Genomic DNA, 17,199 nt, shown 5'->3' on the forward strand with positions numbered 1-17,199 from the left:
AGCGGAATCAGGCGAACTTGTCTGCGCACAGTCCGCCACCTGACCGTTCGAATCGGCCATAAATGTCTCATGCAATGCTGACAATAGGCGAGAGAAGGTCGTTCCCCAAGAGGCGGAACAGAGCTCGCCTCGCCTTCCGACACGGCCTACTGACCACCCCGCAATTGCACAAGTTCCACGATTACATCATCGGCGTCGCGCACGACGCTATTTATCACTGGCCCCTTCTCGTCCGCCGCCGCGATCCTGACGATGGGGAAACCCGCCTTCTGTACGCGCAGCGCGGCGGCCCGACTGTCACTGAACCGAATGCCGACCTTCGCACCCGTCGAACGGTTCTGGGTGGATTTCGGCTTTGCATAATGAATGAGGATCAGCAGAGGTTCGCTGGACCGGGGATCACCGGAAAAATTGAATGCGATCTTTTCGGCAGGATCACCCGGCTTGCTGATCGTAAAGACCGGCTTCATGCCAAGCGCATCGACATAGAAGGATCGGGCGCGGGCCATGTCGGCCACCTCCAGCGACAGGAAACTGAACCCTGACATCGCAGACTGACCTTGCGTCTGCGCGTAAACGGGCGTTGTTGCCAGCAGCGCGGAGAGGGCAATCATCGCGGCGCGCTTCATGCCATGATCTCCGATAAGCTGCGCGACGTCCGCATGGCGTCCGTGCCCCAGGCATCGACGGGAACGCCCATCAGTTGTTGCATGGTGAGGCCGACGCGCGAAATCGGTTCACCCTGCCCTGCTATATGGATGCCGCTCTTCACCTTCCCGCCTGCACGTCCGGCCAACATCACCGGGATGCCATTCACGTCATGGTTTTTCGCGTAACTGACCTCGGAATGAGCAACGACCAGCATGTTGTCGAGCAAGGTGCCGTCCCCTTCCTTCACCGCTGACATTGCCGTTACGAAGTCGGCCCATCCCTGCATGCTCTGCGTGGAAAATGCATCGACTGTCGGCTGATAGCCCTTTGTCCGGTCCACCTGTTCCTCATGCGTGGCCTGATGATAGGCGGTGGGCGATCCGGCCTGCCGCAGGTCAGCAGTGGCAGTGGAAAAGACCATGTTGAACACCTTTGTCTGGTTGCAGGCGACGGCCATCGCCAGCAGTTCCGCCATCAGCTTATGCGACTGTTGGCGGGCGGTCACGTCCGTGCTGGCGGGCAGATCGGCAGGCTGCGCTGGCACGATACACGCCTCTGCCCGGGGTGGCTTTTCCAGTTGCAGCGCCAGCTTGTTTTCAACCTCCCGGATGGAGGTGAAATAGCTGTCGACCCGCGCCCTGTCCTCCGCGCCCAGCTTGCCCAGCATCCGGCGCCGTTCATCGGTCACGGCGGACAAAACGCTGCGGCGCGCCATCACCTTGGGATCGGGGGTGAATTCCGCCGCATTGGGATCGCGAAAATCAGCGCCGAAGATGCGGCGGTACAGTTCCATCGGCGATGCAACGCTGGGGTTCATCTCCGTCCCGCTGCGATAGGAAAAGCTGGTGCGCGCATTGCCATCGGCACTCAGTTCCAGGCTGCGGAACAACGTACCCGCACCGATCGCATCCGCGATGCTGACGTCGAATGTCGGGCCGACGAGCTGCTGCCATGTGTCGCTGGGCGTCCCGGTTCGAAGGCCCACATTGCCTGAGATATGCGGCTGGTTGCTCTTACCGCCCAAGGTGACACCGAAGCCTGAAAGGACGGAAACCTTGTCATGCACCGGCTTGATCGGCTCTAGTTCAGGCGGGAGGTCGTAGTTGATGCCAGCGGTTTTGGGGTTCCAGCGATCGGGGATCATCCCGCAGCCCCAGAACCATGTGCCAAAGCGCACCGGCAAGCGACCGCCTCCATAGGTCTCGGCCACCGCCGCGCCGTTATTGTCCAGGAAATAGTCGAGAAACGGCAGGCCCACCGCCACCGCGCCGCCGCTGAGCATGCCGCGCAGCAAAAAGCCGCGCCTGTCGAACTGCGTCATCAACCTTTCCTTCCTGATGATGGCTTGCCCGCGATCCGTGATGCTGCTGGCGCCCGGACGGCGAAGAATTGGGGATCGATGACGATCCGCCGGAACAGCGGCCGAATGCGAAATCCGACGTGGGCGAAATCGTAATGCAGGCGCGTGATCAGAGGCTCTTCGGAAGGCAGCAGCGACCGCCCGGCCGCATAGCGCCACGCGGATTGCGCCACGCACTGCGTGACCTTGGGATTGTCGTGCAAAGCCTTGCCCAGGCCCGCGCTGTCGTTGAAAGCGACCTTGTCGAGCATGCCCGACGTGTCGATCGGTACGCCATTTTCCGTCGGCCGAAACTGTCCAGCGCCATCGAAACTGTCGAGCGTCAGCCCCATCGGGTCAGTCAGCTTATGACAGCTCGCGCATTCCTCATCGTCGAGATGCGCCTTCAATCGCTCGCGCGTGGTGCGAAAGGCGGGATTGCTTGTATCCTGGACGATAGTGAAGTTCACATTGGCGGGCGGCGTCGGCACATGTTCGCACATCAACACTTCACGCAGCGCCTTGCCACGCAACGTAGGCGAAGACCGCCCCTCATGGGAATGGAGTGCCAGGAAGCTGATCTGCGTCAGCAGCCCGACGCGAGGATCATCGTTAGGCAGAGTGATCATCGACCAGTCGCGCGGACCATAGGGTATGCGATAGAGCGGGCTCAACTGCCGGTTCATCGCCACCCGGCGAGTGGTGAACAAGTCACGATAATCGCCATTTTCCTCAACCAGCAGCGTCGTGATGGTGCGCAACGTCTGTTCCCGCGCGGCGGGCGCGGCGGAAGAGCGGAACGCCGGGTAGATAATCCCGTCCTTCGACAGCGACATCATGCCCTCCAACTGGAGGAAATCGTCGAAGAAAGACCGCACGCCGGTTTCAAACCGGGGCGACGCCATCAACCGGTCCACCTGCCGGACAAGCCCCGCCTGCGTCATGAGGCTGCCGTCCGCCGCCGCTTGCAGTAATTGTTCGTCCGGCGTGCTGTTCCACAGGAAGTAGCTGAGCTTGCTGGCGCGCGACCAAGCGTCGATCGTCCGGCCGCCCGGCGCACTCGGGTCGGCCACCTCCCCGTCAGTCTGAAAGAGAAAGGGCAGGTCCGACAGCATAGCCGTCAGCATGATCGCCAGCCCACCGTGAAAATCCTTCACCGTCGCCGCCGCCGCCAGCGTCTGGGCGACGGCAAGCTTCACCTCCCCGTCGGTCAGTGGCCGTCGATAAATCCTGAGGCCCACCCGCTTGAAGAAATCCGCCGCGCAGGCAGCGCCTTGCGGATCGGATGCTGACGGCGCGCAGCCGACCAGCCGGTCGCGATGTTTCGCATCGACTACCTGTTCGGCGATGCCGCGCGCAATCTGCTCATATTGCTCCGCCCCTGCCGGGGTGAGCGACACCGCGCTGGTTCCGGCCGCCAGCAAACCGCCGACCCGCATGTCGGGTTCGAACCGGCCGCTGACTTTGATGTCAGGCCCGAATATATCGGCGATGGTCGCGCGATATTGCGCCTCGGTCAGCCGCCGGAACTTGGGGACCTGTGGTTGCTGCGCCTGCTGCGCTGGCGCATCCGCCTGTCCGGCGCTGGCGGCCATCAGGATTGCGCCGATGGAACAGAGCGCCGTGACAACGGACAGCGCGCGAAGGACGCGCGATGAATTCACTAGCCCGCTCACTGCTGCACTCCTTGCGCCACTTGCTGGGGTTTGATCAGGAAGACGGGCACGCCCTTGAACCGCAAAGCTGATGAAATGGCCGTGTTGCGTCCCGTCTTCGGGTCAGGGAAGGCATCGGCATAGCGGCGCACCGCCTTGATCAGCGCGGGGCAGGACATGCGCGTCAGATTGGCGCCCACCTGGGTCGACTGATGATAATTGTCCTCGATGCTCGCCAAAGTGTGATAGCCGTAAATGCCACCCTCTATCGCTTCGCCCGGCTTGATCTTCGCCTGGATGCGCGCTTGCCGGACCTCGCGATAGCTGTCGATGATCTGCTCACGCAGCCGCAACCGTAAGTCGAACGGTTCGGTTAGCAGTTCGCCGTTGCGGATTTTTCCCTTGGCCTGCGCCATGAAGCGGCGATCCGGATCAATATCCAGACTGGCCCATGCCAGCGGCTTCCCCGCACCCGACAGTTCCAAAGGGTTGGCGCTGGCATAAAGGCGCACCGTCACATCATCGTCGTTGACCGGATCATCGACGCCGCTGACCTCGACCAGCGTGGGCGACGACATCGATGTGATCACCTCGTCCGCCACCTTGGGCGTGCCGAAATCGCGCGTGGAAAAAGTGCATCCCACCGCCCGGATCAACTGGTTATCGACGCCCGGCTTCTTATCGGGGCTGACATAATCGTCCTTGCTCGCGCGGCCGTCCAGATCGATGCCGTAGGCGATTGGCCCGCGATAATCCTCATTCCCCTTTTCCATGAAGGGGAAGTCTTCCGGATTGGTGCAGCTGTCATAAGCAAAACGGGTGCCCAGGAAGGCAGCCGTGCCCTTCCCCTTCGGTATATGATATTTCTGGCGCAAGGCTTCCTGTTCCGCTTCGCTCAGTTGAGCCATGCTGCCATTGGAACCGGAAGGCTTGCCCGTAGGCACCATTTTGAAGCCCAGCCGCTGGCCCATCAGATTGTGCAACTCCCGCACCTTGTCGGGCGCCTCATATTTCGCGCGCTCGGCGCGCGGCAGGGTTTTCAGGAACAGGTCGGACGAACTGAGCGACGGCGCGCGACACGCCTTTTCATCTTCGTAAGCCGCGACATAGATATTGGTCAGCGCAAAGGAAAAGCTCTGCGGCTGCGACGCGGACGCACCAACCGCCATCAGGCTGCCCACCGCCAGCAATCCCGCCGCGACACGGCTGTCGCGCACATGGGATCTCATATCTTTCATCACCCTCTCCTGCCGCCCGCGCTGTTACGCCGGTGTTTCTTCATCCGTTATCACGCAGCCGCGCAGGCGTGCGCCACGGCGTTACTGTTCACCGAAGCGGCAGAAGTGATCCGAAATGTCTGGTAAGGCTGGATTTAGACAGATCAGGCTGATCAGAAACTCTGCGTCGCGATTTCCACGCTCATCCGCTGCGCCGCGCTGATCAGCGCAGGCCCCAACGCGTCCAGCCGGGCGCGGGTCAGATGAGACGACCGGTCCGAAATCGACAGTGACCCCTTGGGCAGCCCGTAGCGATCCTTGACCACAGCGGCGACGCAGCGAAGGCCATCGCTATGCTCTTCATCGTCCAGCGCATATCCACGCGTCCTGATCTGCGCCAATTCGCTACGCAAACGGTCGCCGTCGATGATGCTGCGCGCAGTGCGGGCCTTGAGCGGCGTGCTGTCCAGATAACGGTCGAACTCCGGCCGCGACCATTGCGCCATCAGTACCTTGCCCGACGCCGTGCTATGCAGTGGCAGCACAGCACCCGGCCGCGCCGCAGTCTGGCGGAAACCGTTGGTCGCGGCTTGGCCGACATAACAGACACCCGCCCCCTCGGGCACGGCGATGTTCACGCAATGCTGCACTTCCGACATAAGTGACCGCATGATGCTGTGACCCAACTGGCCCAAGTCCCGCGTCTGGGCGAAAACCGCCCCCACGGTGAAGGCCTGGACACCGACCGACCAGCCATTTTTCCGCCGGTCGAAAGCGACATAGCGCAACGCTTCCATGGTCGTCAGCAGGCGATGGGTAGTGGATCGCGGCAGGCCCACGGCACGGGACAGGTCACTGAGCGTCATATAGTCGCTCTTGGCCAATTCATCGAGAATGCCGAACGCCCGCACCAGCGACTGGACTCGCCCAAGCAGACCGTCCTCCGGCTCTTGCTGACTATCGGTCACATCCTGTTCCTCGCCCTGCTGAGCTGTCGTCGCGCGAACGCCAGCCTTAGAGAAACTGGTATGACCTGTTTCCCCACCTTTGTCGATATGCTTTGCGTCGGCCTTCGATCGGCCCGTATCCATCATGCGTGTCAGGAAAACATCCAGCTCGCATCGACGTCCCACATCATGGGATGATCGATTGTGGATTGACGGCCTTGGGCTAAGGATCGGCCAAGCTGAGGAGAGGATCATGCCTGACATCTTGCCGCTCGATCGCCGCACAGCATTGACGTTGGGGGCTGGTGCGCTGCTGTCCGGTATCGAGCCCGCCTTTGCCCGCAAAATCGGACTAAGCGGCGCGCCGGACTGGGCGAGCGAACCCATGCGTTGGTTCCAGCTTGCCTTTACCGAAGATGATCCGGGCCGTTACGATCAGGCCTTCTGGATCGATTATTTCCAGCAGATTCATGCCGACGGCGTCTGCCTGAGCGCCGGAGGAGGCATCGCCTTCTACCCGACGGCCATCCCTTATCATGGCATGGCGCAGGGCATCGACAAGGGCGTGGACCCGTTCGGCGACATGGTCGCTGCGTGCAAGAAGCTGGGCATGCGCGTGCTCGCCCGTATCGATCCGCACGCAATGAACGCGGCCGCCGCCGCTGCTCATCCCGAATGGGCGCTGACCGGCCCGGACGGCAAGATCAAACGGCACGGCAGCGCACCGGACCTGACACTCACCTGCGCCTATGGCCCCTATAATTTCGACCTGATGCCCAAGGTGATCGAGGAAATCGCCCGGCGCTATCCGGTGGATGGCTTCTTCGGCAACCGCTGGAACGGCAGCGGCACCTGCTACTGCCAAAGCTGCCGGACGCTCTACCGCGTCGCATCGGGGCAGGAAATTCCGGCCGATCCTAACCCTTCCAAACCGGAAGGGCGGCGATATGCGGCCTGGGTTGAAGATCGGCTCTTCGCCCTCATGGACCTTTGGAACGCGGCCGCGCGCAAGTACCGGCCCCAGGCCTTCTTCATCCCAGGCGGTGACCGCCGGGGACTGGTCGATTTGAACGGCCCCGCCCTGTCAAAGCGACTTCCGCTCGCCTTTTGCGATCGCCAGGCACGCTCTTCCGACGATTCGGGCTGGGGCACAGGTCCCGAGGTGTGGGGCGCGGGCCGCTACACCCGCGAACTGCGCGCCTTCATGAAGGACAAGCCGGTCGGCCACATCATCTCCGTGGGGGTGGAAGAAGCCTATCGTTGGAAGGATTCGGTGCAGAGCCCGGCCGAAATCCGCATCTGGGCGGCAGGCGCGATCGCCCAGGGCGCGCGCCCGTGGATTACCAAGTTCAACGCCAAGCCGCTCGACCGCCGCTGGATGGAGGTGGTCCGGCAAATCTACAGCTGGCACCACGCCAACGAAGCCTATCTGCGCAACAACGGCAATCTGGCGCGGGTTGCGATCGTCCATTCACCTCGGACGACTGCCTATCTGGGCGGCTGGAATCAGCGCGGGCAGTTGGAGAGTCATTCGCGCGGTTTCCACCAGGCTGCGCTTGAATCGCGCGTGCCCTTCGACCTCATCGACGAGGATTTTCTGGACGAAGCCAGCCTGTCGCGCTTCCGCACCATCATTCTCGCCAATGCGGCGGTACTGTCGGACGCGCAATGCGATCAGATTCGCGCCTTCGTGCAGCGCGGCGGCAACTTAATCGCAACCTATCAGACCTCGCTCTATGATGGTGACGGACGGCAACGGACGGACTTTGGCCTTGCAGACCTATTCGGCTGCTCCCTCGCCGGAAAGGCTGAGGGACCGCTCAAGAACGCCTATCTCACCCTGCGTCATGCCCACCCGGCCATCAGCGGACTGCGCGACATCAATCGCACCATCGGCCCGCTCTTCCGCCAGCCTGTCACCGCGCGCGACCAGAGGGAAGTCGCGTTGACGCTGGTGCCGAGCTATCCCGACCTGCCAATGGAACGCGTCTTCACTGACAAGACGGAAACCAACCTGCCGATGGCGATCTGCCGTCAAGTCGGCCGTGGCCGCGTCGCCTATCTGCCCATGGACATCGACCGCACCTTTGCAGAGCTTGGTCATGGCGATCATCTGACATTGCTGCACGCCATGCTCGACTGGACCCATCAGGAAGCGCATCCGCTACAGATCGAAGGGCCGGGCCTGCTGGACATCGCCTGCTGGCGCCAGGACAAATCGATGACCGCGCATCTGGTCAATCTCAACAACCCCATGACGATACGGGGCAGCTATCGCGAGGCGATCAGGACCGGCCCTTACCGGGTCCGCATGCAACTGCCTCAGGGCAAAGGCGCTGCCCAGGCCCGGCTACTGACCGCCGGAATGGCTGTGCCACACCGGGCGGCAGACGGTTGGGTGGAAGTCGATGTACCGTACATCGACTTCCACGAAGTTGTCGCGATCGACTTGGCCTAGGGTCGTGACTTCCTGAGAACCTAAGTTCCGTTCGCCCAGAGCTTGTCGAAGGATTCTACTTCTTTGAAGAAAAGGAAAAAGCCGCGATGATCGACCGCCGCGACATGCTCGCCTTGAGCGCGCTGGGCGCTCTTGCTCTGGGCACAGCCTCCGTCGCCGATGCTGCTGCCATAACCCCCGATCAGACCAGTCTTTCCTTTCACGGACGCCAACTGCACATCCTCGACCTCACGCATAGGCTGACGCGGGCCTTCGCCTTCACCCCCGGCCGCCTCAACATGGAAGCGGTTGAAGGATCGGGAACGAAGGCAGGGATGGCGCTCAATCGCATATCGATCGTCGAACATACCGGCACGCATCTCGACGCGCCCCGTCATTTCGCGCCTGATGGAGCATCGATCGGCGACATACCCGTCAGCCAGTTGATCGTTCCGCTCGTCGTGATCGACATAAGGGACAAGGTCAAAACCGATCGCGACGCCCGGGTGGAACCGCGGGATGTCATCGCATGGGAACGCCGCCACGGCCGCATCCCGTCCGGTTCCTGCGTCGCCATGCTCTCGGGCTGGGATCCGCTGAACGCCTTTTCGAGCTATGCAAGCCTCACCCCCGCCGAACGGCGCAAGAGTCCAGGCTTCGATGCTGCCGTCATGGACATTCTGATGAAGCGGGATGTGCGTGGCATCGGCGTCGATACCATGTCGATCGATGCGGGTGAGGCGATGCCCGCCTTCCCCGTTCATCAGGCATGGCTGCGCAGTGGGCGCTGGGCGTTGGAGGGGCTCGCCAATCTAGATCGCGCACCTGCTGCGGGCGGGTTGCTATTCGCAGGCGTCGCGCCGCTGGAAAACGCCACCGGCATGCCCGCGCGGGTGATCGCGCTCTTTTGAACGAACGCTGCGACGCCGCCCGTGCAGAAGCGAGCGCCGCAGCCAGTGCCGTCAAGCGCGCATCATCGATCCGCCATTGACGTCATAGATCGCACCGTTGATCCAGCGGCCATCCTCCGACAACAGCATCGCGACGACGCCGGCATGGTCTTCGGATTGGCCCAGCCGGGTGTGCGGGGTGCGTGACATGAAATAGTCGGCCCACTTGGTGGCTTCCTCGGCGTTCGCTTCCATCGCCTTCTTCATCTCGCCGGTCACGGTGAAACCGGGCGCGAGCACATTGGCGGTGATGCCTTCCTTGCCCCAGCGTGCACCGACGTGGCGCGCCAGCGCGTTCACGCCCGCCTTCGCCATGGCATAGCAGGGTCGCGTCGGTTCACCACCATGCGCCGAACCGGAGCTGGTGTAGACAATCGCGCCCTTGCCGCTCTTGACGAGGTGCGGCACCACGGCGCGAGTGCACAACAAATGCCCGCGCAGGTTCACAGCGATCGTGCGGTCAAATGTGGAAAGGTCGATGGCCAGCGCGTCGCTATCCTCCATGATAACGCGCAGGTCTGCCGCATTGATATGCGCCCCGTCGAGGCCGCCGAAGCGGCTCACCGCCTCTTCCGTGGCCTTCTGCACCGATGCCTCGTCGGAAATATCGACATGGACTGCAAAGGTCTCCCCACCCGCTTCCTGCGCCACTTGCGTCGCACCTTCGAGGTTGATGTCGGCAGCGCAGACGCGCGCGCCTTCCTCGGCCAGGCGCTTCACAGTGGCAGCGCCGATGCCGGTCGCGCTGCCGAACACGATGATACGGCGGTCTTTGAGACGATTGTTGGTCATGAGCATCCTCCGGAAAAGCTGTTGGCGTCGGAAACGTCGTTAATTGAGTAACCACTCACCATGTGGTTAGCAGCTCGTTCGAGCGCCGTCACCATCGCGCTGTGATCCTTTTCCGCATCGCCGTGGGCTATGCAATTGCTGAAAAGTTGCTGCGCATTTGCCGTCGCAGGCAGCGAAACTCCCAACGAACCCGCACCAGAAAGCGCCAGATTCAAATCCTTCTGGTGGAGCCGGATGCGAAAGCCGGGGTCGAAGGTTCGGTCGATCATCCGCTGCCCATGCACCTCCAGAACGCGCGACGCAGCAAAGCCGCCCATCAACGCTTCGCGCACCCGCGCCGGGTCCGCGCCCGCCTTCGATGCGAAGACCAGCGCTTCGGACACGGCTTCGATATTCAGCGCGACGATGATCTGGTTGGCGACCTTGGTCACCTGTCCCGCGCCCACGTCGCCCACCAGTGTGATATTCTTGCCCATCAGTTCCAATAGCGGCCGGACCTTTTCGAAAACAACCGCCTTGCCCCCGCACATGATGGTAAGCGCCGCATTCTTCGCCCCCACCTCACCGCCGGAAACCGGCGCGTCGATATAGGCGCAGCCTAGCGTCTCGATCCGCTCTGCAAAGTCGCGCGTCGCGATCGGGTCTATGGAGCTCATGTCGATGACGGTCGTGCCGGGCTTCAACCGCTGCGCCCCGCCGTCCGCGCCGAACAGCACGCGTTCGACGTCCGGCGTGTCGGGCAGCATCAGGATCAGGCATTCGGCCTCTGCCGCCACTTCCGCAGGCGTGGCGCAGGCAACCGCACCGCCTTCCCGCAACTCATCCGGCATCGGCGTGCGGTTGGCACAGCTGTAGATCGCATGGCCCGCCGCCTGTAGATGCCCGGCCATGGGACGGCCCATGATGCCGAGGCCAATGAAACCGATGTTCATATCACGCCCTCCCGGATTTCAGATAATCGCGCGCCCAGCCAAGGCCCGCCTTCGTGTCGCCCGCAGGCCGGTATTCGCATCCGATCCACCCGTCATAGCCCAGCGCGTCGATGTGGCTCAGCAGCCAGGGATAATTGATCTCGCCCGTGCCGGGTTCGGCGCGGCCCGGATTGTCGGCCAGCTGCATATGGCCGATGCGGGGCAGCAAGCGCTCAATCGTGCGGGCAAGGTCGCCTTCCATGATCTGCATATGATAGATGTCATATTGCAGGCGGACATTGGCGCGGCCCGTCTCGTCAATCACCGACAATGCTTCGGCGGTAGTGCAGTAGAAATAGCCCGGAATATCGACGCGCGTGTTGATCGGTTCGATCAGTATCTCAACGCGGTCATCCGCCGCCAGATCGGCTGCGTAAGCGATATTGTCCATCAATACAGCCCGGCATTCCGCGCTTACGGGCGCCTTCCCCGCCATCAGATGCAGGCGCGGGCAGCCCAGTGCATTGGCATAGTCCAGCTCTTTAGCAACGCCCGCGCGAAACTCCTCCACGCGATCGGGCAGCGCAGCGATGCCGCGCTCTCCGCTAGCCCAGTCACCTGCGGGCAGGTTGAACAGCACGACCTCCAGCCCGCAACGCCGCGCCCGTTCAGCTACCTCTTCCGCGCCATGATCATAGGGAAACATAAACTCGACGCCGGAAAAGCCCGCCTCCGCCGCCGCATCGAAGCGGTCGAGAAAGGGCAGGTCCTGGAACATCATCGATAAATTGGCGGCCAGCTTGACCATGTCTCTTCCTCTCTTTTCAATTCGCGCCCGGTCAGAAGGCGAGACCCAGCACCAGATCCATGACATTGGTGCCCGTGGGTCCTGTGCGGAACAGGTCGCCCGTCGCGTCGAACAATCGGTAGCTGTTATTGCGCGCCAGCATCTCCGCCGGGCTGATCCCCGCCGCCCACGCACGCTCGTGAAGCCCGCCATCGGCAAAGGCCCCCGCCGCATCGGTTGGCCCGTCCGTGCCATCGGTGCCAGCGGCAAGCAGGACGGCATTGTCCTGCCCGGCCAGCGCCATGGCGGCGACCAGAGCAAATTCCTGGTTGCGTCCGCCCAGCCCGTCGCCCGTCACCTCAAGTGTGGTTTCCCCAGCCGATACCAACAGCATGGGGCGATCCTGCGGCGGTACTGTGCGCAGGGCAGCGGCCATCGCCCGCGCCGCGTCATGAGTGTTGCCGGCCATCGCGGTGTCCACATCTCGCACGGGCACCCCCTCCCGCGCCGCAATGCGATGCACAGCCTCCACCAGCGTAGCGCTCTCGGCTAGGAGCAGTGTCTCGCGCCGTCCCACCGTTTGGGGCACCGGATGCACGCCTTTGGCAAGCGCACACCTGATCGATGCGGGCACAGTATCTTCCAGCCCATATCGCGCGAGAACAGCGACCGAATCCTCCAGTTCTTCTCCGCCAGCAAGAGTTGGCCCCGATCCGATCATGCAGATGTCGCCGCTCGGCACGTCGGATATCAGCAAGGTCAGCACCGATGCGGGGCCGATATGGTCCAACAGCCCGCCGCCCTTCACGCGCGACAGGCGCTTGCGCACGGCGTTGATCTCCTCGATCGATGCGCCGGAGCGCAGCAGCATTTCTGTTACCGCCGCCTTTTCCTCCAGCGTCACGCCATCGACCGGCGCGACCATCAACGCCGACGCACCGCCGGTGAGCAGCACGATCACGCTGTCACGCTCGGTCAGCCCGTCGATCGTGCGCAGCATCTCGGCGGTAGCCTCCACCCCCTGCGCGTCAGGTATGGGATGGCCAGCCTGAAGCTGCCGGATGCGCGTCAACGGCTCGTCATGGCCATGCTTGACGATGATGCAGCCATCGGAAATCCGCTCCCCCAGCAGGGTTTCCAGCCCCTTCGCCATCGACCCCACGGCCTTACCCGCGCCGATCACGACGATGCGGCCATCTGGAGCAAGTAGCCAGTCTATGGCTTTGCCCTGGTGGCGGATAAGCCAGTGGTCAGCCGCGGGAACGCCCAGCGACGCAACCAGCCTCTCGCCGCGCACCGACTGCAGCGCCTCAAGATAGATGCTTTCCAGCAGAGCGCGGGCGGCGGCCGTCTGCATAATAGGCGCCACCTCAGGGAACCAGAAGGGTGAAGGGATAGACATAGGCTTGCAACATCACGAACAGGCCAATCAGCGAACCCAGCACCAAGCTGTGTACGAAAACATGGCGCAATATGCGGCCTTCCTGACCGAACCACTGCGTCGCGGTGGAGGCCACGACGATGCTCTGCGCATCGATCATCTTGCCCATGACCCCGCCCGCGCTGTTCGCACTCGCCATCAGCACGGGCGAAAGGTTCAACTGTTCGGCGGTGATCTTCTGCAATCCGCCGAACAGGACATTGGAGGCCGTGTCGGATCCGGTGACGGCAACGCCCAGCCACCCCAGCATGGTGCCGAAGAAAGGATAGAGAACTCCCGTCGCCGCGAAGGCTAGGCCCATGGACGCGTCAATGCCACCATAACGGGTGAGATAGCCAAGCCCCAACATCGCCGCGATGGTGAGCAGCGATGGCAGTACCAGCTTCCACGTGTGCAGATAGACGCGACCGACCGTGCGCAGAGGGACCCGCAACAGCAGCGCGGAGGCAAGGGCTGCCACCAATATCGCCGTGCCCGTCGCCGACAGCAGGTTGAGATTATAGACCGCCTTTTCAAACTCCGGCGCGGTGACGACAGGAGGCAGGCGCTGGATCACCCCATCCAGACCGACAAAGGGCAGGCGCAGCGCGAAGATGGCGTCCAGCCCCTGCTTCATGAAGGGAAGGCCCCACAGGAAGACACACGCCGTCAGGATGATCCACGGCATCCAGGCACGCCGAACGGCGGCGGAATCATGCAGCGGCTCAGCATGGGCGGCGTCCACGGTCGCGGCCACGTCCCGCTCGTCACCCGGCGCGAGCTTCGCCTCGTTGACATGCATGATCCGCGCGGGCTGCCATATCCGCAGGAAAGCGATAAGCGCCGTGATCGACGCGAGCGCGGCGCCGATGGAGGTCAGCCAAGGGCCATGAAGGTTGGAGATGAGAAGCTGCACCAGCGCGAAACTGACGCCTGCGATCAACACGGCGGGCAGCACCTCCATCGTCCGCCGCCACCCGCAATAGGCGACCAGCAGCCAAAAGGGCACGATGATGGCGAAGGGCGTCATCTGCCGCCCCACCATCGCCGACAGTTCGAGCAGAGGCAGCCCGGTCACGCCAGACAGCGTGACGAGCGGCGTACCGAGTGCGCCGAAGGCGACGGGCGCGGTATTGGCGATCAGCGACAGGCCGGACGCCTGCAACCGCGTAAAGCCAAGGCCGATCAACATCGCGCCCGTGACCGCGACCGGCGTCCCGAACCCCGCAGCTCCTTCGAAGAAGGCACCGAAGCAGAAGGCGATCAGCAGCAGCTGCAACCGGCTGTCCGCGGTGATCGACGTGATCGCGCCGCGCAGGATGTGGAACTGCCCGGTCGTTTCCGTCAGCTGGTAGAGGAAGATGATGTTGAGCACGATCCAGCCGATCGGCAGTAGCCCGTAGGCCGCACCGAAACCGGCTGCGCGCACTGCCAGGCCCGGAGGCATGCCGAATGCCAACACCGCGACTGCCAGGCCCGCCCCCAAGCCCATCAGGGCGGCGATATGCGCCCGCACATGAAAAAGGCCGATCGCCCCCAGCAGCACGACGACGGGGACGGCCGCAACCAGAGCCGACAGCAAACCATTGCCGAAAGGGTCGTAATTCTGTGCCCAGATCATGGCGCCATCCCTGCCCATTCCTATCGCGGTCTATCTCAAATCATGCGGAATTTCCGTGGTATCGCCACTCGCCCCCCGCTGTTAGCCGTTCGACCGTCGCTAAGGAGGATGACAGGCAAGAGATACCCGCCTTTCCGCGATGCGGAACAGACACTGTGGCGGGCGGCGTGCCGTTCCATATCGCGGAACGGCGTCGGCGGCATCATTGTCCATCCAGGCACGCCGGTGCAGACTGAACGTTCCAATCTGCAAATTCAGGAGCATGAGGAGGATGGACTTGAAAGCGAACGGCGGGATCTCGCGCCGCGATCTCGTACGCGCCTTGCCCACGGCAGCTATGATGAGCGCCCTTCCCGGCCCGGCCTGGTCCGCCCTGAACACCGGCGGCTTTAATCGGCGCGAATGGTGGACGCATGAATATCGCATACTCCAAACCAACCTGCGCGAAATCGACGCCCTGGAAGATCCGCGAGAGATCGCCCGGCAAACCCGCGCCTTCGGTGCGAGCATGATCGTGTCGAACATAGGCGGGATCGTTGCCTTCTATCCCACTGAGCTGCCGCTCCACTATCGCAACCCCTATCTGAAAAACGATTTCGCAGACGAGATGGTCGCCGCCGCTCATGCCGAAGGGCTGGCCTATATTGGCCGCTTTGACCTGTCCAAGGCGATGCGGCCTGCCTATGACGCACATCCCGAATGGTTCATGCGCAACCGCGATGGCAGTCCGCGTGAATATGCCGGCACCTACCAGGCCTGCCCCAATGGCGGCTGGGCGCAGGATTACAGCCTTCAGATATTGAAGGAAGGGGTCGAACGCCATGATGTGGACGGTATGTTCTTCAACATGACCGGCTTCGTCCGCACCGACTATTCCGATGTCGATCATGGCATTTGCGTATGCGACAATTGCAAGCGACGATTTCGGGAACTGTACAAGCTGGACCTACCCAAAACCGAAGACGGCACCGATCCCAATTGGGAGGCTTATCAGCAGTTCCAGACGCGCGTCATGACCGAGCTTTCCGCAAAGGCGCGCGCAGTCAGCGAGGCGGCACGGCCCCATGTGCCCTTGATGGATTTTTTCGGCGGCGTCGTTGCGCGTGGAGAGGTGCAGCGCCGGGTTTCACGCAAGGCGCCCGAATGGCCTTACGCCATGGGCGAACAGACTCGGGCGCTCATGGCACTTGCGCCAGGCAGGGCCTTTTCCGCAACCTCCACTGCGCATATGGACTATCCGTGGCGGCAGGTGACGGAAAGCACCGAAAACCACATTTTGCGTTTCGCGCAGGCGCTCGGCACGGGCGCGAAGCTCGACCTTTATCTGATGGGAACGCTCAATGATCAGGACGATCCTCGGTTTCTGCCTCCCGTCTCGCGCCTTTTCCACTGGCACGCCGCCAATGAACAGCATTATGCCGGGCTGACCCCGGCTGCCCGCGTCGCGATCTACAATATGGGATCAATCTTCCAGTCGCCCGGCGCCGGGCTGGCGCGGTATAGCACCGGTGCGCAGCGCGGGGCCTATCAGGCGCTGGTCGATGCCCGCCTCCCCTTCTGGATGACTAACGGAATGCAGGTGCGCAACGCGACGCGCGACAAAGCCTATGACGTCATCATCATGCCGCATATCATGACGTTGAGCGATGAGGATGCCGATGCGCTCGACGCCTTTGTCGAAGCTGGCGGCCTGCTCATCGCGACCGGCTACACCGGCGCACAGGGACAAGGGAGAAAGCCGCGCTCCGGCTCGGCGATGAAGTCCAGCCCGGTGAGCAGCTTCGGTCAGCCGCGCGATGGCCATGGCTGGTCTCTCGACATGAGCAAGGCCGCCATCCCCATGGGACCCGGTCGCATGCCGATCGACGCGGACTTCTTCCCCGTCACCCCCCGCGGCGGCGCGTCGAGCCTGATCCCCTTCGCGCCCGATCAGCGTTTCGGCCCGCCCGAATTTTCCTATGCGCGGCCGGGCGAAACGGCGCGCGCCGACGCTGGCGCGCTGGTCATGGCTTATGGAAAGGGGCATCATGTGCACATCCCATGGCTGCCCGATTGGCTTTATTATCGTGACGGAATCGATGCGCATCGGGTGCTTTTCGAAAGCCTGATCGCCCGCTATGCGCCACCACCGCCATTGGTGCTGGAAGGGCCGGGACCGATGGAGATGATGGCGATGCGGCAGGCCGACACGGGCAAGATGCTGGTGCATATCATCAACTATTCGGGCCAGCGTAACACCCATTATGGCGATCCCGTCATAGCCCACGGCCTGACGCTCGGCGTGCGCGGATCGGTGGGCAGCACGGCGCAGATGCTGGTGGCGGGCAAGCCGGTCAGAGGCGAGCGGCGGGATGGCGATGGCGACCATCTTTGGTTTGACCTGCCGCCGGTCGATACGTTCGAAGCAGTGCAGTTGACGCTTGCTTGATTGCGGGGTTGGGGAGGCAACTCTCAGTTCCTCCCCAATCCGCG

At 62.8% G+C, this 17,199-nt stretch carries 13 protein-coding genes; 3 read left to right on the forward strand and 10 right to left on the reverse strand.

Going from position 1 to position 17,199, the window contains the following annotated elements; all coding sequences use genetic code 11:
- Positions 1-146: 146 nt before the first annotated feature.
- From ACZ5YV_RS14340 to ACZ5YV_RS14360, 5 genes are all read right to left on the reverse strand, one after another.
- Entirely contained in the window at positions 147-629 is a 483-nt protein-coding gene (locus tag ACZ5YV_RS14340; RefSeq protein WP_464789746.1) for a VOC family protein, read from the reverse strand.
- Positions 626-1,972: a DUF1552 domain-containing protein gene (locus ACZ5YV_RS14345; protein WP_464789747.1), complete on the reverse strand. Its 1,347-nt coding sequence runs from the start codon at positions 1,970-1,972 to the stop codon at positions 626-628. Before ACZ5YV_RS14345 ends, ACZ5YV_RS14340 begins: the two co-directional genes overlap by 4 nt.
- Positions 1,972-3,666 carry a DUF1592 domain-containing protein gene (locus ACZ5YV_RS14350; protein ID WP_464789748.1) on the reverse strand — a complete coding sequence of 565 codons (1,695 nt, stop codon included), beginning with the start codon at positions 3,664-3,666 and terminating at the stop codon, positions 1,972-1,974. The genes ACZ5YV_RS14345 and ACZ5YV_RS14350 overlap by 1 nt, the downstream gene beginning before the upstream one ends.
- Positions 3,663-4,883, reverse strand: coding sequence for a hypothetical protein (locus tag ACZ5YV_RS14355; protein ID WP_464789749.1), 1,221 nt, complete (start codon positions 4,881-4,883; stop codon positions 3,663-3,665). Before ACZ5YV_RS14355 ends, ACZ5YV_RS14350 begins: the two co-directional genes overlap by 4 nt.
- A 152-nt stretch (positions 4,884-5,035) precedes the next feature.
- Complete coding sequence (locus ACZ5YV_RS14360; RefSeq protein WP_460989757.1) at positions 5,036-5,956, reverse strand: IclR family transcriptional regulator; 921 nt, start codon at positions 5,954-5,956, stop codon at positions 5,036-5,038.
- A 106-nt stretch (positions 5,957-6,062) separates the two neighbouring features.
- Here ACZ5YV_RS14360 and ACZ5YV_RS14365 point away from each other — a divergent pair, with 106 nt between their 5' ends.
- Together ACZ5YV_RS14365 and ACZ5YV_RS14370 are read left to right on the forward strand one after the other, a co-directional pair.
- Positions 6,063-8,267, forward strand: a complete 2,205-nt coding sequence (locus ACZ5YV_RS14365; RefSeq protein WP_464789750.1) for a ThuA domain-containing protein — start codon at positions 6,063-6,065, stop codon at positions 8,265-8,267.
- An 86-nt stretch (positions 8,268-8,353) separates the two neighbouring features.
- A complete protein-coding gene (locus ACZ5YV_RS14370; RefSeq protein WP_464789751.1) occupies positions 8,354-9,157 on the forward strand; it encodes a cyclase family protein in 804 nt (267 codons plus the stop codon).
- Between the two features lie 51 nt (positions 9,158-9,208).
- Here ACZ5YV_RS14370 and ACZ5YV_RS14375 read toward each other — a convergent pair whose 3' ends face one another.
- The 5 genes from ACZ5YV_RS14375 to ACZ5YV_RS14395 are packed head-to-tail and all read right to left on the reverse strand — an operon-like array spanning position 9,209 to position 14,727.
- Positions 9,209-9,988 carry an SDR family NAD(P)-dependent oxidoreductase gene (locus ACZ5YV_RS14375; RefSeq protein ID WP_464789752.1) on the reverse strand — a complete coding sequence of 260 codons (780 nt, stop codon included), beginning with the start codon at positions 9,986-9,988 and terminating at the stop codon, positions 9,209-9,211.
- Positions 9,985-10,920, reverse strand: coding sequence for a 2-hydroxy-3-oxopropionate reductase (locus ACZ5YV_RS14380; protein WP_464789753.1), 936 nt, complete (start codon positions 10,918-10,920; stop codon positions 9,985-9,987). The genes ACZ5YV_RS14375 and ACZ5YV_RS14380 overlap by 4 nt, the downstream gene beginning before the upstream one ends.
- Before the next feature lies 1 nt (position 10,921).
- On the reverse strand, positions 10,922-11,707 hold the full coding sequence (otnI, locus tag ACZ5YV_RS14385; RefSeq protein WP_464789754.1) for a 2-oxo-tetronate isomerase: 786 nt from the start codon (positions 11,705-11,707) through the stop codon (positions 10,922-10,924).
- A gap of 31 nt (positions 11,708-11,738) precedes the next feature.
- Entirely contained in the window at positions 11,739-13,043 is a 1,305-nt protein-coding gene (locus tag ACZ5YV_RS14390; RefSeq protein ID WP_464789755.1) for a glycerate kinase type-2 family protein, read from the reverse strand.
- A 13-nt stretch (positions 13,044-13,056) separates the two neighbouring features.
- Positions 13,057-14,727: an L-lactate permease gene (locus tag ACZ5YV_RS14395; RefSeq protein WP_464789756.1), complete on the reverse strand. Its 1,671-nt coding sequence runs from the start codon at positions 14,725-14,727 to the stop codon at positions 13,057-13,059.
- Between the two features lie 271 nt (positions 14,728-14,998).
- Between ACZ5YV_RS14395 and ACZ5YV_RS14400 the strand changes: the two genes are divergently transcribed.
- The gene (locus ACZ5YV_RS14400) at positions 14,999-17,155 is read left to right on the forward strand and encodes an alpha-amylase family protein (RefSeq protein ID WP_464789757.1); all 2,157 of its coding nucleotides are present in this window, start codon (positions 14,999-15,001) and stop codon (positions 17,153-17,155) included.
- The last annotated feature ends 44 nt before the right edge of the window (positions 17,156-17,199 follow it).

The sequence above is a fragment of the Sphingobium sp. TomTYG46 genome (genome assembly GCF_055396345.1).